Origin of the sequence: Streptomyces sp. 135 (genome assembly GCF_020026305.1) — a bacterium.
Lineage (GTDB): Bacteria > Actinomycetota > Actinomycetes > Streptomycetales > Streptomycetaceae > Streptomyces.
This window is the reverse complement of record NZ_CP075691.1, coordinates 3011566-3035445: the sequence shown is the minus strand read 5'-3', so window position 1 is coordinate 3035445 and position 23880 is coordinate 3011566. Positions and strand designations below refer to the sequence as shown.

Annotated in this window: 20 protein-coding genes; 4 read left to right on the top strand and 16 right to left on the bottom strand. The window is 71.8% G+C overall.

The genetic code is table 11. The annotated features are described in order from the left end of the window. Positions 1–17 precede the first annotated feature (17 nt). Genes ettA through KKZ08_RS13635 form a run of 3 tightly spaced genes read left to right on the top strand, consistent with a single transcriptional unit; the run spans position 18 to position 2813 of the window. The gene (ettA, locus tag KKZ08_RS13645; protein WP_223774704.1) at positions 18–1682 is read left to right on the top strand and encodes an energy-dependent translational throttle protein EttA; all 1665 of its coding nucleotides are present in this window, start codon (positions 18–20) and stop codon (positions 1680–1682) included. Positions 1683–1689: 7 nt separating this feature from the next. Beyond that, positions 1690–2130: a thioesterase family protein gene (locus KKZ08_RS13640; protein ID WP_223774703.1), complete on the top strand. Its 441-nt coding sequence runs from the start codon at positions 1690–1692 to the stop codon at positions 2128–2130. Continuing rightward, positions 2127–2813, top strand: a complete 687-nt coding sequence (locus KKZ08_RS13635; protein ID WP_223774702.1) for a hypothetical protein — start codon at positions 2127–2129, stop codon at positions 2811–2813. Before KKZ08_RS13640 ends, KKZ08_RS13635 begins: the two co-directional genes overlap by 4 nt. 41 nt (positions 2814–2854) lie before the next feature. On the opposite strand, the gene KKZ08_RS13630 is transcribed toward KKZ08_RS13635, so the two are convergent. Next, complete coding sequence (locus KKZ08_RS13630) at positions 2855–3268, bottom strand: globin (RefSeq protein WP_223774701.1); 414 nt, start codon at positions 3266–3268, stop codon at positions 2855–2857. 125 nt (positions 3269–3393) lie between these two features. Between KKZ08_RS13630 and KKZ08_RS13625 the strand changes: the two genes are divergently transcribed. Further along, positions 3394–4356 (top strand): methyltransferase domain-containing protein, encoded by a 963-nt coding sequence (locus KKZ08_RS13625; protein WP_223774700.1) that lies wholly within the window; start codon positions 3394–3396, stop codon positions 4354–4356. 33 nt (positions 4357–4389) lie between these two features. Here KKZ08_RS13625 and KKZ08_RS13620 read toward each other — a convergent pair whose 3' ends face one another. The 15 genes from KKZ08_RS13620 to KKZ08_RS13550 form a co-directional block, all read right to left on the bottom strand. Beyond that, the gene (locus tag KKZ08_RS13620) at positions 4390–5667 is read right to left on the bottom strand and encodes an FHA domain-containing protein (protein ID WP_223774699.1); all 1278 of its coding nucleotides are present in this window, start codon (positions 5665–5667) and stop codon (positions 4390–4392) included. Between the two features lie 81 nt (positions 5668–5748). After that, positions 5749–7104 carry a VWA domain-containing protein gene (locus KKZ08_RS13615; protein WP_223774698.1) on the bottom strand — a complete coding sequence of 452 codons (1356 nt, stop codon included), beginning with the start codon at positions 7102–7104 and terminating at the stop codon, positions 5749–5751. Positions 7105–7174: 70 nt separating this feature from the next. Next, positions 7175–8476 carry a PP2C family serine/threonine-protein phosphatase gene (locus tag KKZ08_RS13610; RefSeq protein ID WP_223774697.1) on the bottom strand — a complete coding sequence of 434 codons (1302 nt, stop codon included), beginning with the start codon at positions 8474–8476 and terminating at the stop codon, positions 7175–7177. A gap of 3 nt (positions 8477–8479) precedes the next feature. Further along, positions 8480–11020, bottom strand: coding sequence for a serine/threonine-protein kinase (locus KKZ08_RS13605; RefSeq protein WP_223774696.1), 2541 nt, complete (start codon positions 11018–11020; stop codon positions 8480–8482). Beyond that, a complete protein-coding gene (locus KKZ08_RS13600) occupies positions 11017–12336 on the bottom strand; it encodes a hypothetical protein (RefSeq protein ID WP_223774695.1) in 1320 nt (439 codons plus the stop codon). Before KKZ08_RS13600 ends, KKZ08_RS13605 begins: the two co-directional genes overlap by 4 nt. A gap of 85 nt (positions 12337–12421) precedes the next feature. Continuing rightward, complete coding sequence (locus KKZ08_RS13595) at positions 12422–13414, bottom strand: glutamate ABC transporter substrate-binding protein (protein ID WP_223774694.1); 993 nt, start codon at positions 13412–13414, stop codon at positions 12422–12424. Between the two features lie 32 nt (positions 13415–13446). Beyond that, positions 13447–14838 carry a hypothetical protein gene (locus KKZ08_RS13590; RefSeq protein ID WP_223774693.1) on the bottom strand — a complete coding sequence of 464 codons (1392 nt, stop codon included), beginning with the start codon at positions 14836–14838 and terminating at the stop codon, positions 13447–13449. A 332-nt stretch (positions 14839–15170) separates the two neighbouring features. After that, positions 15171–16163, bottom strand: a complete 993-nt coding sequence (locus tag KKZ08_RS13585) for a BadF/BadG/BcrA/BcrD ATPase family protein (protein ID WP_223774692.1) — start codon at positions 16161–16163, stop codon at positions 15171–15173. After that, positions 16154–17419 carry a 6-phospho-beta-glucosidase gene (locus KKZ08_RS13580; RefSeq protein ID WP_223774691.1) on the bottom strand — a complete coding sequence of 422 codons (1266 nt, stop codon included), beginning with the start codon at positions 17417–17419 and terminating at the stop codon, positions 16154–16156. The genes KKZ08_RS13585 and KKZ08_RS13580 overlap by 10 nt, the downstream gene beginning before the upstream one ends. Before the next feature lie 8 nt (positions 17420–17427). Beyond that, a complete protein-coding gene (locus KKZ08_RS13575; protein ID WP_223774690.1) occupies positions 17428–18336 on the bottom strand; it encodes a carbohydrate ABC transporter permease in 909 nt (302 codons plus the stop codon). 6 nt (positions 18337–18342) lie between these two features. Continuing rightward, the gene (locus KKZ08_RS13570; RefSeq protein WP_223774689.1) at positions 18343–19284 is read right to left on the bottom strand and encodes a sugar ABC transporter permease; all 942 of its coding nucleotides are present in this window, start codon (positions 19282–19284) and stop codon (positions 18343–18345) included. Positions 19285–19297: 13 nt separating this feature from the next. Then, positions 19298–20638 carry an ABC transporter substrate-binding protein gene (locus KKZ08_RS13565; protein WP_223774688.1) on the bottom strand — a complete coding sequence of 447 codons (1341 nt, stop codon included), beginning with the start codon at positions 20636–20638 and terminating at the stop codon, positions 19298–19300. 62 nt (positions 20639–20700) lie between these two features. Beyond that, complete coding sequence (locus KKZ08_RS13560) at positions 20701–21879, bottom strand: ROK family transcriptional regulator (RefSeq protein WP_223774687.1); 1179 nt, start codon at positions 21877–21879, stop codon at positions 20701–20703. 170 nt (positions 21880–22049) lie between these two features. Next, positions 22050–22670, bottom strand: a complete 621-nt coding sequence (locus KKZ08_RS13555) for a Uma2 family endonuclease (RefSeq protein WP_223774686.1) — start codon at positions 22668–22670, stop codon at positions 22050–22052. 120 nt (positions 22671–22790) lie between these two features. Continuing rightward, positions 22791–23873 carry a mechanosensitive ion channel family protein gene (locus tag KKZ08_RS13550; protein ID WP_223774685.1) on the bottom strand — a complete coding sequence of 361 codons (1083 nt, stop codon included), beginning with the start codon at positions 23871–23873 and terminating at the stop codon, positions 22791–22793. Between the last annotated feature and the right edge of the window lie 7 nt (positions 23874–23880).

The following is a 23880-nucleotide window of genomic DNA, read 5'->3' as shown; positions in this document are numbered from 1 at the left end:
TTGCCGGACGGTTTCTCTTGGCTGAGTACATCTACACCATGCGCAAGACGCGCAAGGCGCACGGCGACAAGGTGATCCTCGACGATGTCACCTTGAGCTTCCTTCCTGGCGCGAAGATCGGTGTCGTGGGCCCCAACGGCGCCGGTAAGTCCACGGTGCTCAAGATCATGGCGGGCATCGAGCAGCCCTCCAACGGCGACGCCTTCCTCTCGCCCGGTTACACCGTCGGCATGCTCCTCCAGGAGCCGCCCCTCGACGAGTCCAAGACCGTCCTGGAGAACGTGCAGGACGGGGCGAAGGAGGTCATGGGCAAGCTCAAGCGCTTCAACGAGGTCGCCGAGCTCATGGCGACCGACTACTCCGACGCGCTGATGGAGGAGATGGGCAAGCTCCAGGAGGACCTGGACCACGCCAATGCCTGGGACCTCGACGCCCAGCTGGAGCAGGCCATGGACGCGCTGGGCTGCCCGCCCGGCGACTGGCCCGTCACCAACCTCTCCGGTGGCGAGAAGCGCCGCGTCGCGCTCTGCAAGCTGCTCCTCGAAGCCCCCGACCTGCTGCTCCTCGACGAGCCCACCAACCACCTGGACGCCGAGTCCGTGCAGTGGCTGGAGCAGCACCTCGCGAAGTACCCCGGCACCGTCGTCGCCGTCACCCACGACCGGTACTTCCTCGACAACGTCGCGGGCTGGATCCTGGAGCTCGACCGCGGCCGCGCCATCGGCTACGAGGGCAACTACTCCACGTACCTGGAGACCAAGCAGACCCGTCTCAAGGTCGAGGGCCAGAAGGACGCCAAGCGGGCCAAGCGCCTCAAGGAAGAGCTTGAGTGGGTGCGCTCCAACGCCAAGGGACGCCAGGCCAAGTCCAAGGCGCGTCTGGCGCGCTACGAGGAGATGGCCGCCGAGGCGGACAAGATGCGGAAGCTGGACTTCGAGGAGATCCAGATCCCGCCGGGCCCGCGCCTCGGCAACATCGTCGTCGAGGTCAACAACCTCTCGAAGGCCTTCGGCGAGAAGGTCCTCATCGACGACCTGAGCTTCACCCTGCCGCGCAACGGCATCGTCGGCGTCATCGGTCCGAACGGCGCGGGCAAGACCACGCTGTTCAAGATGATCCAGGGCTTCGAGGAGCCGGACTCCGGCTCCATCAAGGTCGGCGACACGGTCAAGATCTCCTACGTCGACCAGAGCCGCGCCAACATCGACCCGAAGAAGACCCTCTGGGCGGTCGTCTCGGACGAGCTGGACTACATCAACGTCGGCCAGGTCGAGATGCCGAGCCGCGCGTACGTGTCCGCCTTCGGCTTCAAGGGGCCGGACCAGCAGAAGCCCGCGGGCGTGCTCTCCGGCGGTGAGCGCAACCGCCTGAACCTCGCGCTCACCCTCAAGCAGGGCGGCAACCTCCTGCTCCTTGACGAGCCGACCAACGACCTGGACGTCGAGACCCTGTCCTCCCTGGAGAACGCCCTCCTGGAGTTCCCGGGCGCGGCCGTGGTCGTCTCCCACGACCGCTGGTTCCTGGACCGCGTCGCCACGCACATCTTGGCGTACGAGGGCGACTCCAAGTGGTTCTGGTTCGAGGGCAACTTCGAGGCGTACGAGAAGAACAAGATCGAGCGCCTTGGCCCGGACGCGGCCCGTCCGCACCGTGCCACCTACAAGAAGCTGACGCGAGGCTGAGGCGGCGGTGGCTCGACACATCTACCAGTGCCCGCTGCGCTGGTCGGACATGGACGCCTTCGGGCACGTCAACAACGTCGTCTTCCTCCGGTACCTGGAGGAGGCGCGCATCGACTTCATGTTCCGGCTGGCGCCCGGTGACGGGTCCCCGTCGTTCTCCGGCGGTTCGGTCGTGGCCCGCCACGAGATCGACTACGTACGGCCGTTGGTGCACCGGCACGAGCCGGTCACCATCGAGTCGTGGGTGACGAAGATCGGTGCGGCGTCGCTGACCATCGCGTACGAGATCAAGGACGCGGACCAGGTGTATGTGCGGGCCTCGACCGTGGTCGTCCCCTTCGACCTGGAGGCGCAGCGGCCCCGGCGGATCACCGCCGAGGAGCGGCAGTTCCTCCAGGAGTACGTCGACGATTGTGCCGACGGCGGTTCGGGGGCGCTCGCCGCATGACCGCGCGGCTGCACTTCGCCGATGCCGGGGAGGCGGCGGACCTCGCCGCCTTCCTGGCCCGGCTGATCCACTACGACAGGGCGGCCGCGGTGCGGTTGCAGGCCGCCGGGGACACGCTCGCCGTGTTCGGGCGGCCGCCGTCCTTCGAGGTCCTCGCCATCCGCACGGCGCGGCTCGCCAAGCCGTACGAACACGCGCCCGACACCACGCTCGACGTCACCGTCTCCGCGGGTGAGTTCCTGGAGTCCGTGGGGGAGGCGGCGCAGTCCGTGACGTCGGTGGGTGTCGCCGCGGTGCCGCAAGCCGTCACCGGACCGCCGTGGGCGGGCGTGCTGCCGCCGCGGGGCGGATGGCGGCAGGAGCCGGGGCTGCCGGCCCCGGACGCGGTGCGGGATCTCGTCCGGGTCGCCGTGGCCGAGTTCCGGGCCCGCGTCGAGGAGTTGCCCGCCGAGCGGCGGGTGCGGGCCGAGCTCGACCGGGTGGGGCGGGAGATCTGGTCCCGGCCGGTCGGGGACACGGGGCTGCCGGTGCGCGCCGCGCATGCCGCGCAGTCCCTCCGGTTCCTGCGGGGGGACACGCTGACCCTGCTGTCCTCGGGGGCGTGGCTCCGGCTGCGTACCGCCTATGGCTCCGTCGCCGTGCGGCGATCCGGTGTCGGAGGCCTCACGGTCACGCCCGCGTAGGCGGACCGCGGGCGCCCGGGTCCGGAGCCGCCTTGAGACCGTCAGCCTTCTGAGTTCACCATCGACGCCGCCGCGTACGTCAGGTAGTTCCACAGCGTCCGCTCGTGCTCCTCGGAGAGGCCGAGCTCGTCGACCGCCGCGCGCATGTGCTTCAGCCAGGCGTCGTGCGCCGCCCTGTCCACGGTGAACGGCGCGTGCCGCATGCGCAGCCGCGGGTGGCCGCGGTTGTCGCTGTAGGTGCGCGGGCCGCCCCAGTACTGCATCAGGAAGAGCGCGAGGCGCTCCTCGGCGGGTCCGAGGTCCTCCTCCGGGTACATCGGCCGCAGCAGCGGGTCCTCCGCGACTCCCCGGTAGAAGAGGTGCACCAGGCGCCGGAAGGTCTCCTCGCCGCCGACCTGTTCGTAGTAGGTCTGCTCCTGAAGCGTGCCGCGCGGGATCTCATTCACACCGTCCATGGTCTCAGACGGGGCGACCGACGACCGAAGGCTTAGGACCACCGGCCCCGGGCACCGGCCACGAGCCCCGGCTCCGCACCTTCCCGCCACTCGCATCGACGGCGTCCGCGCAGCACAGTGGACCCATGGAACCCGATCCTGCACTCGTGACCGAGGTCCGGTCCGCCCTCGTGCGCGAGATCGAGGCGAGCGGGGCCTGGCGGGACGACCCCGCCTGGCGGGCGGCCTTCGAGGCCGTGCCGCGGCACCTGTTCGTGCCCTACTACTACGCCACCAGTTCGGGCGGGGCCCACGAACGGCTGTGGGGCGAGGACTCCGACCCGGGGCGCCGCGCCCGCTGGCTGCGCGGGGCCTACGCCGACGCGCCCCTCGCCACCCGGGTGCGCGACGGCGAGCTGGTCTCCTCCAGCAGCCAGCCGTCCCTGATGGCGAAGATGCTCGTCGAGCTGGACGTACGGGAAGGAGATCGCGTCCTGGAGATCGGCGCCGGCACCGGCTACAACGCGGCGCTGCTCGCCCACCGGCTCGGCGACGACCACGTCACCACCGTCGACCTGGACCCGGAGATCACGGAGTCCGCGCGGCGGCATCTGGCGGCCGCCGGGTACCGCCCGGCCGTGGTCACCGGGGACGGGGCGGCCGGGTGCCCCGAGCGCGCGCCGTACGACCGGATCATCGTCACCTGCACCCTCACCTCGGTGCCCCGGCGGTGGCTCGCCCAGTGCACCCCGGGCGCCCGGATCCTCGCGCCGCTGGCCACCGGCCTGATCGCGCTGACCGTACGGGACGCCGAGCACGCCGAGGGGCGCTTCCTGCACACGCCCGCCTACTTCGTGCCACTGCGCGGCGGCGGCACGGGCGCCCCGCACGAGCAGCACATCGGGGGGCTGCCGCGCAGGGCTCTTCAGAACGAGCTCTTCCGGTTCCTGCTGGAGCTGACCGCGGGCAGCCTCGACCCGCACGAGGCGCTCGCGCTGTGGGAGCGCGAGGGCCGTCCGGTACGCGAACGCTTCGGGGTCTGCGTGCGCGGGCGGTACGAGTGGGCCTGGCTGGACGACCCCGAAGGGCCGTACGCCTGGCCACTGTGAGGTGACCGCCCGCGCCGCCCGCGGCAAGGGCTGCTAGTCGCGGCGGACCGTGATCGTCGTCCAGGCGCCCACGTGCACCTGGTCGCCGTCCTGGAGCGGTACGGGGACGAACGGCTGGATGGGGTCCTCGCCGCCGTTGACCGTGGTGCCGTTCGTCGAGTTCTGGTCGACGACCGCCCAGCTGCCGTCCTGCTGCTGGACCAGGACCGCGTGCTGGTGCGAGACGCCCGGGTCCTCCGGGGGCACCGACAGGTCGATGTCCGGGGTGTCGCCCGTGGAGTGGCGGCGGCGGCCGATGGTGATCTGGCTGCCGGCCAGCGGGCGCTGCTGCTCGGGCGAGTACGCGGGCAGGTTCAGGCCCGACGCCTCGGGGCCGCTGCGCTGCATCATCGCCCTGAAGTACTCGCGGTCGGGACCGATCGTCGCCGTCCATGTGCCCGGGGGCTGCGGCTGCGGGGGTGCCTGCTGCTGCGGGGGCCCCTGCTGGAAGGGGTCCTGCGACTGCGACGGCGGGCCCTGCTGGGTCTGCGGCTGCGGCGGGCCCTGCGGCGCCTGCGACTGCGGTGGGACCTGCTGGAAGACGTCCTGCCGCTGGAACGGCGGCTGGGCCGGGGGCGCCGGCGGTGAGATCACCCAGTCGTCGTCACCGCCGCCACCGCCTCCGCCGAAGGACGGGCCTGCGGAGCCGGGCGGCGGGGGCGGGGGACCCTGCGGGGCCCCCGCCCCCTGCGGGAAGGCGGGCGGCGCGGGCGGACCCGGCTGCTGGAAGGCCTGCGGAGCGCCGGGCGGGGCCTGACCGGGACCGGGCTGACCCGGCCTGCCGCCGTTGCCGTTGCCGAACGGCGGGATCGGCTCGGCCGGCCGGTTCATCTGCGAGGGACGCGAGCCCTGGTACTCGTACGAGTCCTGCCCGGGGTGGCCCGGCTGCCCGGGGCGCGGCGCGGGCGCGCCGGGTCCGCCCTGGGTGTTCGGCAGCGGCCGGATGGGCGCGGCCGGGGTGTAGGACGTCGCGGTGTTCGTCAGGAAGTTCCAGCGGCACTCCTCGCAGAACGGCGCGTTCGCCTCGCGGGGCGTGCGGCACTGCGGGCAGAGCTCCGCCTCGGGCGCCGGGTCCGGCACGGCGGCCAGGTGCGGGCGCCCGGGAGCGGGCTGCGAGAAGTTCGGGTCCTGACCGGGAGGCGGCGGCGGGTAGCCGTAGCCGGCCGCGGGCGGCGGCGGGGGCGGCGGCGGTACGGCACCGGCCATGCGGTGACCGCAGACCTCGCACCAGTCGTCGGAACCCGACTGGTGTCCGTTCGGGCAGGTCGGCATGTCGGCGCTTCCCCCTCTCCTTCTCCGGCCCGAGGGCCGTACGTACTGCGTCTGACGGTCGGCGGCGCGCTAAGCGCCGCGCTACTGCTTCTTCACGCGAACGGTCTTCGTCGACCGGGTCTCGAGGGTCATCTCGTCGGCCTCGGCGACCTTCGCCTTCAATCGAACAGTACCTTCCGCGGCATCCACCACGTCCACCACCTTCGAAAGCAGTTTCGCGGTATCGGCGTTGCCCGAGGCGGCGGCCAGCTGGACGGCGCGGCCGAGTTTCGCCGTCGCCCCGTCGAGATCTCCCGATTTGCGGGCGTCGAGCCCCTGCTGGATGACGTGCGCCAGTTCCGCCTGGCCCGTGTAGTGCGCGACCTGCGGGTTGATGGAGGTGGAGGCCGCCATGTCGTCCGTCCACACCGCCCGCACCAGGCCCTGCGACAGCGTCTGTGTGGTGCCGTCGGCCTGCGGCACGACCAGGGAGACCCGGGCCGCGAGCATCTCCTGGCCGAGGTCGGCGGTCGGCACCCGCACACAGATGTGATAGTCGCGCGACTCGTCGCCCCAGGACCCCGTCGGGTAGTCCCCGGCGCGTGGTCCCGCCTCCGTGCGACGGCCGGTCAACTCCTCGACCGTCGGCGCCACCTGCTTCACGAACTGGATCTCCACGCCCACCGGCGTCCACAGCCGCAGGCTGACGTCGGCGACCTCCTTGCCCATCGCCGCCTCCATCATCCGCGTGAAGTCGGCGGAGAGCCCGGCCGGGTCGGCGACGATGTCGGCGGTGCCGAGCAGCGCGGAGGCGATCCCCGTGACCTCCTTCACCTCCCAGTCCGTGCCGACGCCCCGGGCGTCGCAGGTGAAGCGGCCCGCACAGGAGTCCAGCGCGGCCTTGAGGTCCTCGGGCGACTCGTGTTCGTTGCGGCCGTCGGTGAGCAGGATGCCGTGGCGCACCGCGGACGCGGCGACATCGGCGGAGGCGAGCAGCCGGTCGGCGAGCCGCAGCCAGGTGCCGATCGCCGTGCCGCCGCCCGCGCTGAGCCTGCGCAGGGCCTGCTTGGCCTGCTCGCGGGTGGCGGGGTCGGCCACCGCGAGGCGGCCGTTGCCCGGATAGACCTCCTTGGCGACATGGGTGCCGCCGATCACCGCGAACCGCACGCCGTCGCGCAGGGCGTCGATCGCGGCCGCCGTGGCGTCCCGCGCGCCCCGCATCTTCGTCGGCGGGTAGTCCATGGAGCCGGAGCAGTCGACCATGATCGCCACGGCGGCGTCGGGACCCTGCCCCGCGGAGTACAGATGCGGCGCGCTCACCGCGGAGCCGATGGTCCCGCCTCCGGTGGAGGTCACCGTCGCGATGGCGTTGACCTCGCGGCCGCCCTCCGGCAGGAACTCGTTCTGGTAGACGTCGACCGAGAACTGCGGCACGTTCGACTTCGAGAAATTGGCCATGGATGCTGCTCCCCCTCAGATCCTCGGATCCTCAAAACCTCGGCAGCCCCGGTACGGCCCCCGTACGGCGCTAGGCCGATCCTGCCCCTTGGGGCGCGTACGGGAACGGGACGACCGCCACTGTTACGTTGTCGTGGCCCCCGCCGTCCAGCGCGTGGCCGACCAGGACCTGGGCGCTGTGCAGCGGCCGGACCGCGGCGTCGGCGGGCACGGCCCGCGCCATCTCGTCGACGGCTTCCGCGTAGTTCCACAGTCCGTCCGTGCACACCACCACTACACCCGCACGGTCCGGCTTGAAGGAAGCGGTGTGCGGCTCCAGTTCGTACGCGTCCGCGCCGAGCCAGCCCGTGATGGCGTGCGCGCGCTCGTCGGCGTAGGCCTCGGCCTCGTTCATCAGGCCCGCGGCGACCATCTGGGCGGCCCACGAGTCATCCTCGGTGAGGCGGACGGTGGGCCCGCTGCGGTCGTCGGGGACCCAGTAGGCGCGGCTGTCGCCGACCCAGCCGATCACGAGCAGGCCCCCGGCGACGACCGCGCCGACCAGGGTGCAGGCGGGCGCGTTCTGGTGCGGGCTGTGCTCGCGCGCGGAAGTGGGCTCGTCCGCCAGGGCGTTGACGGCGTCGGCCGCCGACAGGATGGCGTCGTGCATGGCCTGCTGCGGGTGCGTGCCGCGCGGCAGCGCGCCCTGGAGGGATTCGTTGGCGGCGCGGGAGGCGGCGAGCGAGGCCTCGTCGGGGCGGGTCGCGGAGGAGACGCCGTCGCAGACGATCGCGACGACGGCGGGAGAGCCGTCGGGCAGCGCGGCCGCGGAGATCGCGAACGCGTCCTCGTTGCGGTGGTGGCGCAGGCCCCGGTCGCTGACGGCCGCGACCGTGTCGAGCTCCTGTTCCATGTGGTCGCGCTCGCGCGGCTGGGCGTGTCCGCAGTTCTCGCAGTACCCGTCCGGGTCGACGCGGCCCGAACGGCACGCCACGCAGAGCTTGGTGCCCCCGGGCGGCGTGGGGTCGGGCGCGGCGGTGCGGGGGTCGGCGGCGGCTTCCGGGGCGGGCACGGCTTCCGGAACGGCGGTGGCTTCCGGCGCGGGCAGCGGGTATTCGTCCGGCTCCGGCTGCGCCAGCTCCGTCCCCGCCGAGTCGGTGCCCGGCAGGTCGGTGGGCAGATGGGTGGGTGCCGGGGTGTCGGAGCTGTCCGTCTCCGGGGCGACGGGCCACCCAGAGGGCTGCCCGGCCGCGCTCGCCACACCGCCCGGCGAGGTGGCGGGGCGGGCCGGCACCGCCGACAGGTCGTACCCGCACGCACCACAGAACAGGTCACCCGACTCCAGCGGCTCCTCGCAGCTGGGGCAGGCAGACAGTTGGGGCATCTGCGACATCACTCACACCCACGTCCGGGGGCGGAAACGGTTGGCCCGCTCCACCAGTTCGATCCTCTCCTCGCCACCCTGTGCGAGCCGGGCCAGTGTCCGGTACGAACGCTCCAGACCGAACCGGAGACCGCGCTCGTCCAGAGCACTGCCGAGCAGCACGGTCCGCGTTCCGGTGGTGGCCGGCGGCGCGGATACGTGACCAGAGTGCCTACCGGAGAGTACCCAGTCGAGCGCCGTCCCCAGAACCTCGGTCGACAGGCGCTCCCTGCGCACCGCGTCCAGACCGAAGCCCGCGAGCGCCTCGATCTGCCCCGCGGCCGCCGTCAGGTCGTCCAGGAACGCCGCGCCCGGCGCCGCCGCCTGACCCTCCATACGACGGCGAAGACGCGCCCGCACCGCCGCGACCCGGGCCGCGGTGTAGTGGATGGAGGACTCCGGCACCGACTCCAGGGTGCGCACCGCGCCCGCCCTGTCGTCGGCGGCGAGCCGCACCCTGGCCAGACCGAAGGCCGCGCTCACATAGCTCGGGTCGGTGGCCCACACCAGGCGGTAGTACTCGGCGGCGTTGTCCAGCTGGCCGAGGACCTCCGCGCACACGCCGAGCGCCAGCTTCGGCGCCGCCTCGCCGGGGAACGCGTCGTAGACCGCGTCGAAGGAGAGCGCGGCGCTCTCGAAGTCGCCGGTGACCAGGGCCGCGACGCCCCGGTACCAGACCACGCGCCAGTCGTCCGGATGGCGCCGCTCCAGGTCGGCGAGGGCCTCGGCGGCGGAGGCGACCTCCCCCATCGCGAGCCGCGCGCGCAGGCCGCGCAGCCGGAGCTCGACGGAGTCGGCGGGCGCCGCCCCGAGCGCGGTGATCAGCTCGGCGGGAGCGGACGCCATCAGACCGGCGAGGAAGCCCGCGTTCGGGTCGTTCGGGTCGACGCGCGGCACCGGCAGGGCGAGCGCGGTCGCCGCGCAGTCCAGGGGCCGCACGATGGCCGTCACCGGGGGCGCGGGCGGCAGTTCCCGGCGGGCCCTCGAACCCGCCGGGACGAGCGGCCGCACCCCGAGCCGAGACACCTCGCCCGGCAGCTCCGCGAACAGCTCCGTGTCGGTGACCTTCAGCTCGGGCCCGAAGAGCGTGGAGAGCGCGGGGCGCGGCCTGCCGGTCTGGAGCGCCACGACCTCCCGCAGCACGCCCGTGAGCTGCTCGGCCATCTCCTGCGCGGAGGCGAAGCGGCGGGCCGGGTCGGGGTCGGTGGCGCGCACCAGGAGGCGGTAGAACGACTCGTAGCGGCGGAAGACCTCGATGTTGTCGGGGTCGGGCAGGGTGTCCACGAACACGTTCGTATAACCCTGGAAGTCGAAGGTCAGCACGGCGAGGGTGCGCGCGACCGTGTAGAGGTCGGAGGCGACCGAGGGCCCCGTCTCGGCGACTTCGGGGGCCTGATAGCCGACCGTGCCGTAGATCGCGGACTCGTCGTCGTCCATCCTGCGGACGGCACCCATGTCGATGACCTTGAGCTGGCCCTCGGTCTGGATGGCGTTGTCGACCTTGAAGTCGCAGTACAGCAGATGGCGGCTGTGCAGGTGCCCGAGCGCTTCGAGGGCCTCGATGCCGTACGCGCACGCCTGCTCGACCGGCAGCGGATCGCGTCTGCCGTCGGGCGTGCGGCGGCCGTTGGCGATCTCCTTCAGGGACTTGCCGCCCACGTACTCCATGACGATGTAGCCGTCCATGGAGCCGGTGCGCTGGTCGAGGTGCTCGACGAAGTTGTAGATCCGCACGATGTTGGCGTGCTCGATCTCGGCGAGGAAGCGGCGCTCGGAGATCGCGGCGGCCATCGCGTCCTGGTCGCCCGTGTCGAGCAGGCCCTTGAGGACCACCCAGCGGTCGGAGACGGCCCGGTCGATGGCGAGGTAGACCCAGCCGAGGCCGCCGTGCGCCAGGCAGCCCACGACCTCGTACTGGCCGTGCACGATGTCGCCGGGGTTCAGCTTCGGTACGAAGGAGTAGGGGTGGCCGCACTTGGTGCAGAACCCCTCGGTGCGGCCGGGACGGTCCCCGCGCGCGCGGCCCACCGGCGCCCCGCAGTCCGAGCGCGAGCAGAACCGCTTGCGCTCGGGCACCTCGGGGTTCTGCTGCACCGCGCCGCGCGGATCGGGCCGCGGCACGTCCGGCACGGTGACCAGACCGACGCCGAGCCGCCCGCGCCCGGAGGACGACGGCGTCGACCCCGAGCTGCGCACCGACACCGAACGCGACGTCGACGCGCCCGACAGGGAGCGGGAGAGCCGCCCCGAGACCGACCGGCGTGAGGACTGCGAACGGGACGAGCGGGACGAGCGCGACGAAGCGCGGGACGAGCGTGATGCCGAGCGGGCGCTCGAACTGCCGGAGCCCCGCGCGCCCTTGCCCCCGCCCGTGACACCCGTCGGCGGCGAACTCACCGATCCGTTCGGCGCGACCACCGGGGCGAGACCGCACGTGTCGCAGTACAGCTCGCCGCCGCCGACATCCTCGTACGACCCCGTGCATCCGGGCCGCTGACACTGCCGCTGGCTCACGCTTCCCCCCTCCGGTCGGTGGGCCCGCCCTGCTGCGGGACCCTCGGCGCGAGCACCTCGGCGGCCGCCTGCTGATAGCGCAGCACCGCCTGCTCGGCCACGCGCAGATCACAGGGCGCGCTCCACAGCATCCGGCGCGCCGCGTCGTACCGCTCGACGAGAAGCGGGTCCTCGGCGTGGCCGTGCCGGGCGACCTTCGCCTTGTACGCGTCCAGGCGGCCGCGCAGCTCCGCGCGGACCGCGAGGGGCGCCGTGACGGCGGTCAGGGACTCGCGGGCGCGCAGCAGTTCGTCCTCGGCCTTCTCCTCCAGGGACTCCAGGAGCGGGGAGAGGCGGTGCCACTGGGCGTTCCTGCGGTAGTCGGAGGCTTTCGCCAGCTGCTCCTGGAGCGCGGTCGGCGGGCCGCTGACCGCGGGCACCTCGGAGGCGGCGATCTTCGCGAGCACCTCGCCGCGGGCGCTGCGGGCCTCGGCGAGGGTGCGGTCGGCGCGGGAGAGCACGTCGCGCAACCTGCCGAGGCGGGCCTCCGCGTCCTGGCGGACGGTGAGCACCGCCTCGATCTCGCGGCGCACCTCCTCCAGGGCGCGCGCCTCACGGTCGTACCGGTCGGTGTGCGCGCGGCCGCCGCCGGGCGCCGAACTGCCCTCCGCGCGCTGCCAGAAGGCGAGCGGGTCGCTGATCACCTGCTCGCGCAGGGCGGTCAGGCCGCGCGTGATGCGCTCCAGGTCGTCGCCCGCGGGATGCTCCCCGGGGCGTACGCCGACGGAGTGCGCGAGGTGGCGGGTGCGGGCCAGCTCGGCGGCGAGCAGATCGATGCGGGCGGGCAGCGCCGACCACACGGCGTCGGCGGCGACGACCATGTCGAGGGAGTGCGCGTACAGGTCGTTCATGCGGGCCACCAGCTCTTCGAGGGTGAACCGCTCGGTGAGCTTGGCGGGGCCGGTGACCGACGGCGAGTGGCCGGACCCGGCGCCGCCCGCGACGGTCACCGACTCGCCGCGCAGCAGTTCCGTCAGCTCGACCAGGTCGTCACGGCTGAGCCAGCGTCTGCGGGCCCGCAGGTCGTGCGCGGCGCGCAGGGCGCCGGCGTAGGCGTCGAAGTAGGCCCAGAGCAGGGTGATCCGGTGCTCCGTGGCCGCCCAGCGCTCCTGGGTGACGCCGGTGAGCGCGGCACCTTCCAGGAGCCGGCGTCCCGCGTGGTCCTGGAGGGCGAGCAGCGAGGTCTCGATCGCCTCGTGCTCGGCGTCGAGCCGCGCCAGCGCACGGTCCACCTCGTCCCGGTCCATCACCGGACCAGGGGGTCCCGTGACGCTCATCGATCACCTCTCCGCTCTGCGTTGCCGCAACACTTCAGTCGCATCGGGTCAGTTGTCCGCTCCGGGGGTCGCGGCCGTCTCCGCGTCAGTCGCGGTACTCGGCCCGCGGCGGGCCCGACACCTCGCCGAGGCCGCCCTTGAGCCACTTGTCGTAGGACTTCTGCCAGCCGTTCTTCCCGTCCTCGCGGTACTCCTCAAGCACCTTGTTGACCCGGCGCACCAGGTCGTCCGAGCCCTTCTTCATCGCCACGCCGTAGTGCTCGGTGGTGAACGGCTCCTCGCCCTTGAGCTCGACCGTCGGGTCCTGCGCGGCCTGGCTCGCGGCGAGCGCGCTGTCGGTCACCACGGCGTCCACCTCACCGAGCTGGAGCCGGACCAGGCAGTCGAGCTGGTTGGGCACCCTGGTGGAGATGTCGGCGCCGAAGTCCTTCTTCTTTAGCTCCTCCAGGGCGATGGAGCCCGCCGCCGAACAGACCTTCTTGCCCTTGAGGGTTTCGTTGTACCCCGTGATGTCGGACTTCTTGGGGGCGAGGACCTGCTGACCCGTCTGGAAGTACCCCGTGGAGAAGTCGACGTCCTTCAGGCGCTCGCAGTTGACCGTCATGGTGCGCACCACCATGTCGACCTGCCCGCTCTTGATGGCCGGGATGCGCTGGTTGGTGGGGATGGCGCGGAAGACCACGGCGTCGCGGTCGCCGAAGATCTCCTCGGCGATCTCGCGCGCGAGGTCGATGTCGAAGCCTTCGAGCTCGCCGCCCTTCTTGTTCGGGTCGCGGTAGCCCCAGCGGTAGCTGTTCTGGTCGACGCCGACGATGAGCTTCTTGACCTCGCGGTTCTTTATGGCGTCGATCGCCGGGCCGTCCTTGCCCGCGGGGCGCAGGCTCCGGTCGTTGCAGTCGTCGGCGTCCGCGCGCGCGGGCGCGGCCACCGTGACGCCGGTGCCGGCGTCGGCCGTCGCCGCGCCGCCGTCCTTGTGTGGCAGGGCCAGCGCGAGCGCACCCGTCAGGGCGCAGGCGACCCCCATCGCACCGACTCCGCCCCAGCCGCGCAGCCTGACCGTGCCACGTCGTGTACGCATCGTCTGCGCGCCCCCTTCCACCTCTGGCCCCATCACCGGTACTCCGAAAGCCTGCGGCCGATGCCGAGTACGGCGCCCGCCGCGCCGAGGACCGCGAGCACGGCGGCGCCGACCGGCAGTCCTGTCATGGCGCCCCTGCCGTCCGTGGCGGCCCGCTTGAACTCCTGCTGCTCGTGCCTGAGGGCGCGGTCCAGGGCCGCGTCCACGTTGTCGAAGCACTCGCCGGTCGGCTGGGCGCCCCGGCCGTTCTTGCCGCCTATGACCTTGTCGAGTGCTCCTTGGTAGTCACCGGAGTCGTCGCTGGAGCGGGCCTCCTTGTGGCGGTCCTTCCAGACGCCCACGTTCTTCGCGGCCTCGGCCACCGGGCGCTCGCCGTCCGGGTCGTCGGCGAGGTCGGCCGCCCTGCCCAGCAGGCCGCTCTCGGCGCCGCCGAGCCGCTTCATCTGCGCGCGGTAGGAGACGTCGAACTTGTCCTCGGTCTCGCCCGCCACCTCGGTGGTCTCCGCGCCACGGCTGACCAGCGTGAGGTTCTCGTCGCCCCGCGCCTTCAGCGAGCTGATGCGGGCGTCGTTGAGGACGTTCAGGGACCGCACGCCGTGGTCGTACGAGTCGTTGAGCCCCGAGCGGGCGAAGGTGTGGCCGACCACCAGCCAGAGCAGTACGACCGTGGTGGCGGCGGTCGCGGCGAGCAGCCCGTGGTTGAACACCCGGTTCGTGCGGCGGTAGTTGCGGCGCTGCGCCCAGGCGAGGGCGGCGAGCGCGAGGACGCCGAGGGAGATGGCGAACCACGGGTAGGGCTTGGCGTCGCCGTAGTCGGAGGTCAGGCGGGCGTTCTCCGCCTTGTAGAGCTTCTCGGCGGCCGGGAGCATCTGCGTCTGCATCTTGTCGTTGGCGTAGCGCAGATAGGCGCCGCCGAGCGGCAGGCCCTGGCGGTTGTTCGCGCGGGCGCGCTCGATCAGGCCCGTGTACTGGGGCAGCAGCTTGTTCAGCTTGCCGACGGCCGTGGCCGAGGAGGAGTCCGAGCCGGCGGCCGCCGCGGCGGTGGCGAGCTTCTGCGAGGCCCGCTCGATGTCGCGCTCGTACCGGTCGCGGACGGCGGCGGGTTCCTGGCCCCCCGCCAGGAAGCCGCTGGACGCAGCGGTGTTGGCGTCAGCCAGGGAACGGTAGATGGCCGCGGCGTCGGCGCTCAGCGGCTGGCTGCGGCGCAGCACGTCGTCCGCGGCGGTGGAACGCTCCGTCATCTGCCAGGTGGTGACCGCGCCGAACGCCACGACGAGCAGGGCGAGGACGGCACCGATGATGCGCAGCCTGCCCGGCTCCGTGGTCGCGGCGGCGCGCAGCCGGTCGGTGCCCTCGGCCCAGGCGGTACGGCGCGGCGCGGCGGCGGCGCTCGGGCGGCGGCCCTGCGGCGGCACGGCGGGCATCGTCGGCGCGGGCTGCGCGGGTGCCCTGGCGGCGCCGCGCTGCCGTTCGGCGGATATGTCACCTTGACCTCGACCTCCCCCTTGGTCATCGGACGGTTCCTCCCGCCCGACGCACGCGGCGCGGGAAGAAGTGCACGGCCGCAAGTATTGCCCCAGGGACTGACATCCGCACAGGCCTTGTCGCGATCTTGCGCGGATCCCTGCCTTTGAACACGTATGGGGGAGAGGTTCGGTTCCCGCCCGCGCACACGGCGCGCGCGGGAACCGCCGCCGGCGCCGGTGTGCGCCGCCGTGTCGGGCGAGGCCCGGGGCGGGACTGACCTGTCTGTGCGTCAGTCCCGCGTGCCCCCTTCGTAATGGCTTCGTACGCGTGCGTACGTCTCGGAGGGTGCCCCTGCCTGGTCGAGGCCGAGTAGGGCCGCGCCCAGGACCGGGCGGGCCGTGACCACGCGTGGTTGGGCCTTGGGGGCCCGTTCGGAGAGCAACAGGCGGACGCGGTGGTCCAGTTGAGGGTGGCGGGCGGCCAGTACGCTGCCGCCGAGCAGTACCGGGGCCTCCTCGTCGAGCAGAGCCAGGCGGTCGAGCGCCACGGTCGACATGGCGACGACCTCATCGGCCATCCGGTCCACCAGCGAGCGCGCCACCGCGTCGCCCGCCGCCGCCGTGGCGAAGAGCACCGGTGTCAACTCATGCCGCCGAGCAGCGGCGATGTGACCCAGATGCAGCGCCTCGATCAGCGCGTACATGGACGGGAGGCCGAAGTGCGCGGGCAGCGCCTCCCGCAGTGCGGTCGGGCCGCCGCGGCCGTCCTCGGCGCGCGCCGCGTGCCACAGCGCCTCCTCGGCGAGGCCGCCGCCCCCGCCCCAGTCGCCGGAGATGCGGCCGATCGCGGGGAAGCGGGCGGTGCGTCCGTCGGGCAGCATGCCGACGCAGTTGATGCCCGCGCCGCACACCACGGCGACGCCCCGCGGCTCCGCGTCCTCCAGGAGCCCGGCGCGCAGCACCGCGAAGGTGTCGTTGTAGACCTGCGCCGACGTGCCCCAGCCGCGCCGGCGCAGCGCCCGCGCCAACTCCCGCTCCTCCACCGGGAGGTCGGCGTTGGCCAGGCACGCCGACACGTGGCCGACGGTGTCGGCGCCCGCCTGGGCGAGCGCCCGCGTCACCGCCTCCGCCAGCACGTCCACCGCCGGTTCGACACCGACCCGCGGCGGCTGGAACCCGCCGCCGCGGGCCGCGCCGACGACCTGGCCGTCGGCCGCGACCACCGCGACGTCGGTCTTGCTGTTGCCCGCGTCGATCGCGAGCACGCTCGTGCCTACGCCCACGCCAGGTGCTCCCGGTTGTGGGCGATGAGGTGGTCGGTGAGCGCCTCCGCGTACGCGTACTGGCCGACCAGCGGGTGGGCGAGCAGCGCCTTGAAGACGCGGTTCCGGCCGCCGTGCAGGGCCGCCCGGAGCGCCAGGTCCTCGTACCCGGTGACGTGGGAGATCAGCCCCGAGTGCAGCGGGTCCAGCTTCTCCACCGGGAGCGGCTTCGCGCCCGTGCCGTCCACCGTGGCCTGCACCTCGATGACCGCGTCGTCGGGGAGGAACGGCAGCGTGCCGTTGTTGACGGTGTTCACCACCTGGTAGGGGCTGCCGCCGTTGCCGAGCAGCGAAGCCGCCAGGTCCACGGCCGCCTCGGAGTAGAAGGCGCCGCCGCGCTTGGCCAGCAGCTCCGGCTTCTCGTCGAGCGCCGGGTCCCCGTACATCTCCAGCAACTGCCGCTCCATCGCCGCCACTTCGGCGGCCCGTGACGGCTTGGTCCGCAGCTCCTCCACCACCGCGTCGTGCTGGTAGTAGTAGCGCAGGTAGTACGAGGGCACGACGCCGAGCCGGTCGACGATCTCGCGCGGCATGTGCAGGTCCTCGGCGACCGCGTCCCCGTGCTCGGCCAGCAGCTTGGGCAGCACGTCGTCGCCGCCCGGACCCCCGATGCGTACGCCCGTCTCCCACGTCAGGTGGTTGAGCCCCACGTGATCGAGATGCACCTGCCCCGGCGCGACGTCGAGCAGCTTCGCGAACTTCCGCTGGAAGCCGATCGCCACGTTGCACAGTCCGACCGCCTTGTGCCCGGCCTGGAGCAGCGCCCGCGTCACGATGCCGACCGGGTTGGTGAAGTCGATGATCCAGGCGTCCGGGTTGGTGCGCCGTACGCGCTCGGCGATGTCCAGGACCACCGGTACCGTGCGCAGCGCCTTCGCGAGGCCGCCCGCCCCGGTCGTCTCCTGGCCGACGCAGCCGCACTCCAGCGGCCACGTCTCGTCCTGCTGCCGGGCCGCCTGCCCGCCGACGCGCAGCTGAAGGAGGACCGCGTCGGCGTCGGCGACGCCCGCGTCCACGTCGGACGTGGTGACGATGCGCCCCGGATGGCCCTGCTTGGCGAAGATCCGCCGCGCGAGGCCGCCCACGAGTTCGAGCCGGTCCGCGGCCGGGTCGACGAGGACCAGTTCCTCGATCGGCAAGGTGTCCCTCAAACGGGCGAAGCCGTCGATGAGTTCGGGTGTGTAGGTCGACCCTCCGCCGACCACTGCGAGCTTCATTACGTGTCTCAGCCCTTTACTCCGGTGAGGGTGACGCCTTCGACGAAGGCCTTCTGTGCGAAGAAGAAGACGAGGATGACCGGCGCCATGACGAGCAGTGTCGCCGCCATGGTCAGGTTCCAGTTGACGCTGTGGGCGCTCTTGAAGGACTCGAGGCCGTACGAAAGAGTCCACGCGCCGGGGTTCTGGGCCGCGTAGATCTGCGGCCCGAAGTAGTCGTTCCAGCAGTAGAAGAACTGGAAGAGCGCGATGGCGGCGATGCCGGGCTTGGCCATCGGCACCACGATCTTGACCATGGTGCGGAACTCCCCGCAGCCGTCCACCTTCGCCGACTCTATGTACTCCTTGGGAATGGTCAGGAGGAACTGCCGCAGCAGGAAGATCGAGTACGCGTCACCGAACGCCATCGGGATGATCAGCGGCCACAGCGTGCCCGACAGGTGCAGCTGCTGCGCCCACACCAGGTACATCGGGATCACGATGACCTGCGGCGGCAGCATCATCGTGGAGATGACGAGCATCATCGCGGTGCGCCGGCCGCGGAAGCGGAACTTGGCGAGCGCGTACGCCACGGGGATCGCCGAGCAGACCGTGAGGAGGGTGCCGAGCCCCGCGTACAGGAGCGAATTGCGCCACCAGTCCAGGAAGCCGGGTGTGTCGAACACCGTCTTGTAGTTGGACCAGTGCCAGGAGTCCGGCCACAGCTCGCCGCTCATCGCCTGGGAGTCGCTCATCACCGACGTCAGGAAGACGAAGACGAACGGCAGGACGAACAGCAGCGCGACCGCGATCGCCACACTGTGTACGGCGATCCAGTGCAGGATCCGCTTGCGGCGGGCGCGGGCTGCGGCGGGGCCCCGGAGCGGGGCGGCGGTGCGTTCGGGCGCGGCCGGCGCGCTGAGAGCGGTAGTCGTCATGAGTCCTCAGTCCTCCGCCGAGAGCAGTCCGGAGCGCTTGCGCATCAGGAGCATCGTCACGGCCATGGCGATGGCGAAGAGCACGAGCGAGAGCACGCACGCGGCGCCGGTGTTGAAGTTCTGGAAGCCCATCGAGTAGACGAGCTGGGGGACCGTGAGGGTCGAGTGCTCCGGATAGCCGGGCTGGATCACCGAGCCGGGGCCGATGTTGACGCCGGAGGCCACCTTCCCCGCGACCAGGGCCTGCGTGTAGTACTGCATGGTCTGCACGACACCCGTGACCACCGCGAACATCACGATCGGCGTGATCGAGGGCCAGGTGACGTAGCGGAACTTGGCCCATGCCCCGGCGCCGTCCAGTTCCGCGGCCTCGTACTGCTCCTTGGGTACGTCGAGCAGCGCGGCCATGAAGATCACCATCAGGTCGCCGATGCCCCACAGGGAGAGCAGCACCAGCGAGGGCTTGGCGGTGTCCGGGTCGTTGAACCAGTTGGGCCCGGAGATCCCCATCGTGCCGAGGATCTCGTTGACCGGGCCCGTGCCCGGGTTGAGCAGGAAGACGAAGGCGACGGTGGCGGCCACCGGCGGGGCCAGGTACGGGATGTAGAAGGCGGTGCGGAAGAACCCGGCGCCTGTCTTGATCTTCGTGATGAGCAGTCCGAGCGAGAGCCCGAAGACCACCCGCAGCGCCACCATGATCACGACCAGCCACAGGGTGTTCCACAGGGCGGGCCCGAAGAGCGGCATCTGGTCGAACACGTACGTCCAGTTCCTGAGGCCCACGAAGGTGGGCTCCTTGATCTGGTTGTAGTGCATGAAGGAGAAGTAGACGGTCGCGATCAGCGGGTACGCGAAGAAGACGCTGAAGCCGACCAGCCAGGGGGAGAGGAAGCCGAGCGTGCGCAGTCTGCGGCGCGCGGGGCGGGAGAGTGTCAGGGAACGTGCCATGGCGCAGGGGTCCTCAGCTCTTCGACTGGAGCGTGTCGGCGTCGATCTGGTCGTCGAGCTTCTTCAGGCCCGCGCGCAGGTCTCCCGCGCGCCCGGCTTCGACGGAGTACGCGAAGTCCGCAAGCGAGACGATGTAGGAGCCGCCGTTCGTGGAGGGCGGCAGGGCCTCGCTGTGCTTGTTCTCCAGGATCTTGAAGAAGGTGCGGAACGTCGGATCGGCGTCCAGGCGCGGGGACTTGAGCGCCGCGTACGTGGACGGCACGTTGTGGATGGCGTTGGCGAAGTCCACCACCTGATCGGTGTCGGTGGTCAGGAACCTCACCAGCTCCCACGCCGCGTTCTGGTGCTTGCTGCTGTGCGCGATGCCGGCGACCGTGCCGGTGATGAAGCCGCGTCCGTAGGTGTCCGCCTGGTCGTCGGGGACGGGCAGCGGCGCGACCCCCCAGTCGAAGTCGGCCTTGGCGTCCTTGAGCATGAGACCGCGCCACTCGCCGTCCAGGTGCATGGCGAGCTTGCCCGTGAGGAAGGCGTTCTGGCTGGACATCTCGTCGCCGAAGGTCAGCCGGAACTTCTCCAGGTCGTCGAAGCCGCCCTGGGCGTCGGCGAGCTGGCGGGCGGTCTTCAGGAAGTCGTACGTCGCCGGTTCCTCGGCGAGCCGCGAATTTCCGTCCGCGTCGAAGTACTTGGGTCCCCACTGCGCGAAGAGGCGGTCCGGACTGTTCTGGTAGAGCCGGAAGTTGGGCATGTACCCGACCCGCTCGTACGAGTCCTCGCCGCGGCGCACGGTGAGCTTCTTGGCGACCCGCTCGAACTCGGACATCGTGCGCGGCGGCCGCTCGATGCCGGCCTCTTCGAAGGCGTCCTTGTTGTAATACATGCCGAAGGCGTCGGCGAGGAGGGGGAGGGCGCACTGATTGCCCTGGTAGCTGGTGTAGTCGAGCAGCGTCTTGGGGAAGACCTCGCGCTTGTCGACGCCGGTCTTCTTCATGAAGGGGTCGAGGTCGACCCACATCCCGGAGTCGCAGTACTGCCCGACGTTGTTGGTGGTGAAGGATGACACCACATCCGGGGCCTTGTCGCCGCCCGCGCGCAGCGCCTGGTTGACGGTGGTGTCGGTGACGTTCCCGGTCGACTCCACCCTGATGTTGGGATGCAGCTTCTCGAACCGCTCGATGCTGTCGTCGACGGCCTTGACCTCGCCGGGCGTGGCCCAGCCGTGCCAGAACTTCAGGGTGACCGGCTTGGTCGGGTCGTCGTTCGCGCTGCCGACGCTCGGGTTGGCGCAGCCGGAGAGCAACAGGCCGGCTGCGGCGAGCGCCGCGGACGCGCAGGTGGACATGCGCCATCGCGGCATGGCGGGCTTCCTTTACGGGGAGGAGGAGGGAGCTACGGGGCTACGGGCTGGGAGGGCGGGGCTCAGGCGGTGTCGAAGACCTGGTCCCGGGCCTGGGTGAGGGCGGAGCGGAGGGCGCCGGTGAGGATCGGGTCGCCGTTCAGTTCGCTGATGCGGATCTCCGGGCGGGGCAGCGCGAGCCCGGTCAGCTCCTCCTCGACCCTGGCGCGCAGTTTGTCGCCGCCCGCCTGGGCCACGGAACCGGAGAGCACGACGAGTTCGGGGTCCACGACGGCGACGACGGCGGCGATGCCGGTGGCGATGCGCCGCGCGACTTCGCCGAGCGTGCCGTCGTCGGCCATGACGTCCGCCAGCGTCCCGCCCGGGCCCCCGAGTTCCCGCACGACGTACGCGGAGACGAGGCTTTCGAAGCCACCGTCACCGCCGCCGTCGCGGTTCTCCTGCGAGCCTCTGCGCACCAGGGGGGCGTCCGGCAGCGGCATGTAGCCGATCTCGCCCGCGCCGCCGGTGGCGCCGCGCAGCAGGGTGCCGCCGAGCACGATGGCGGCGCCGACGCCTTCGTCGAGCCACGTCAGGACGTAGTTGTCGTGGTCTTGGGCGGCGCCTTCGTACTGCTCGGCGACGGCGGCCAGGTTCACGTCGTTCTCGATGTCGACGGGGGTGCCGAGGACGGCGGCGAGGTCGTCGCGCAGCGTCCGCGAGTGCCAGCCCGGCAGGTGCGGGGCGTAGCGCAGCTGGCCGGTGTGCGGGTCGATGGCGCCGGGGGTGCCGATGACGGCGGCCCGCAGGTCGTCGTGGCCGAGGCCCGCCTGGCGCAGCGCTCCGTCGACGGCCTCCGCGACGAGCTGGGCGGTGCGGTGGCGCACGTCGTCGGCGATGGCGTCGGCCTCCACACGCTCGGTGCCGAGGACGGTGCCGGTGATGTCGGCGACGAGGGCGGTGATGCCGGTCGGGTCGGCGGACAGCGCCGCGACGTGCCCGGCGCCGGGGTCGATCTCGTACAGCAGGGCGTTGGGCCCCGGCCGCCCGCTGAGGCTGCCGGTGGTGTGCACGAGCCCGGCGGCTTCGAGCCGCCCGAGGAGCTGCGAGGTGGTCGGCTTGGACAGGCCCGTCAGCTCACCGATGCGGGTGCGGGTGAGGGGGCCGTGGGCGACCAGCAGGTCCAGGACGGCGCGGTCGTTCATGGCGCGCAGGACGCGCGGCGTACCCGGGGTTCCCGGCGTGCTGCCTCCCGCTGCCATGACGGCACCTGCCCTTCCGTGGCCACTAACTGTTAGGAAACTTTCCAATTGGTGAGGACCGTACGGCTGGCGTGAACAGGCCGTCAATAGAAGAGGCCCCCGCGGCAACCAAGTCGTTACCTGCGGGGGCGGGGTGTTGCACGGGGTGCGGCACGGCGTGCTCGCGGGCGCTACTCCTCCACGAGGAACGCCGTGTCGAGCTTCGGGTAGGGCTCGGGGAGCGGCAGCGGGTGGCCCAGCTCGACCTCGACCTTGGTGGCGTAGTGGGCCTTGGCGGGATCCTCCTCCTGGACCGGGTCGGAGTAGGCGTACGCCTTGCCCTCCTGGCGGTGGAGCAGTACGTAGACGGGGACGCCCGCGGCGGCGTAGGTGCGGTACTTCGGGCCGGTGTCGGTCTCGTGGTTGCTGGAGGTGACCTCGCCCACGAGGGCGAGCAGTTCGATGGAGTACCAGCCCTTGTGGGCCTTGCGGTACGACTCGTCGAGCTCCGACGGCCTGCGGCGGCGCACGTAGAAGTCGGGAATGACGAGGGCCGTGGTACGGCCCCCCCTGGGGCCGACGCGGTAGCCGTTGCCGAAGCCGGCCAGACGAATGCCGGCCGAGCGGAGCTGGAAGTACAGCTCGGCGGCCTCGTGGTTGTGTTCGTCGTCGGGCTGTGGTGGCACGATGCCCATCCCCTCGAAGTACTCGGGACGAATCGGCACCTCGGATGCCTCTTCGAACGCGATCAGTAGATCGATGGGGTCCTGCTGCGGCAGCATGCTCGGCTCCGTGATGGGATCGGCGCTCATCGCTGGTCCTCCCTGTCGCTGATGCCAGGCTACGCCCGTTCCGGGTGCCCCAGCGGGAGCATGGCGGCGCCGAGCGGGCGCCCGGGGAAGATCATGCGCGGTTCACCCGGACGGGCGGGTCTACTTCGACAGGTTCGGCGGCGGGGTTATCGGGGCCGTCGCCAGGGACTGCGGGGAGGTCGTCGAGGCGTACGCGGACGGGGGTGCCATGGCCGCCGTGGGGTCGCCGGACGGGGTCTCCTCCGGCTGGAGGGGCAGGCCGCCCACGATGCGGATGCCCGCCTCGTCGAAGGCCCGCTTGATGCGCCAGCGCAGCTCGCGCTCGACGCCCAGGGACTTGCCCGGCATCGTCTTCGCCGAGACGCGGATCACCATGGAGTCCAGGAGGACGCTGTCCAGGCCGAGGATCTCCACCGGGCCCCACAGGCGCTCGTTCCACGGCTCGTCCTTGGCCATGGCCTCGCCGACCTCCGCCAGCGTCGCCTTCACCTGGTCGAGGTCCTCGTCCGGGCGGACCGTCACGTCGACGCCCGCCGTGGACCAGCCCTGCGAGAGGTTGCCGATGCGCTTGACCTCGCCGTTGCGGACGTACCAGATCTCGCCGTTGTCACCCCGCAGCTTCGTCACGCGCAGGCCCACCTCGATCACCTCGCCGGAGGCGACGCCCGCGTCGATCGTGTCGCCCACCCCGTACTGGTCCTCCAGGATCATGAAGACACCGGAGAGGAAGTCCGTGACGAGGTTGCGGGCGCCGAAACCGATCGCCACGCCCGCCACACCCGCCGAGGCCAGCAGCGGGGCGAGGTTGATCTCGAAGGCGCCGAGGATCATCAGGGCCGCGGTGCCGAGGATCAGGAACGACGCCACCGAGCGGAGTACGGACCCGATGGCCTGCGAGCGCTGGCGGCGGCGCTCCACGTTCACCAGGAGGCCGCCGAGCGCCGTGCCGTCCACGGCGTTCGCGGTGCGGTTCATGCGGTCTATGAGCTTGGTGATGGCACGCCGGACCAGGATGCGCAGGACGACCGCGATCGTGACGATCAGCACGATGCGCAGGCCGATGCCGAGCCACGTGGACCAGTTCTGCTCGACCCAGCTCGCCGCGTTCGTGGCGCTCTCCTGGGCGTCCTCGAACGTGGGCGGCTTCGGCGTCGACGTGTCGTCCGGGTCCGTTCCGGCTGCCGACAGGACGGACAAGAACACGGCAGGT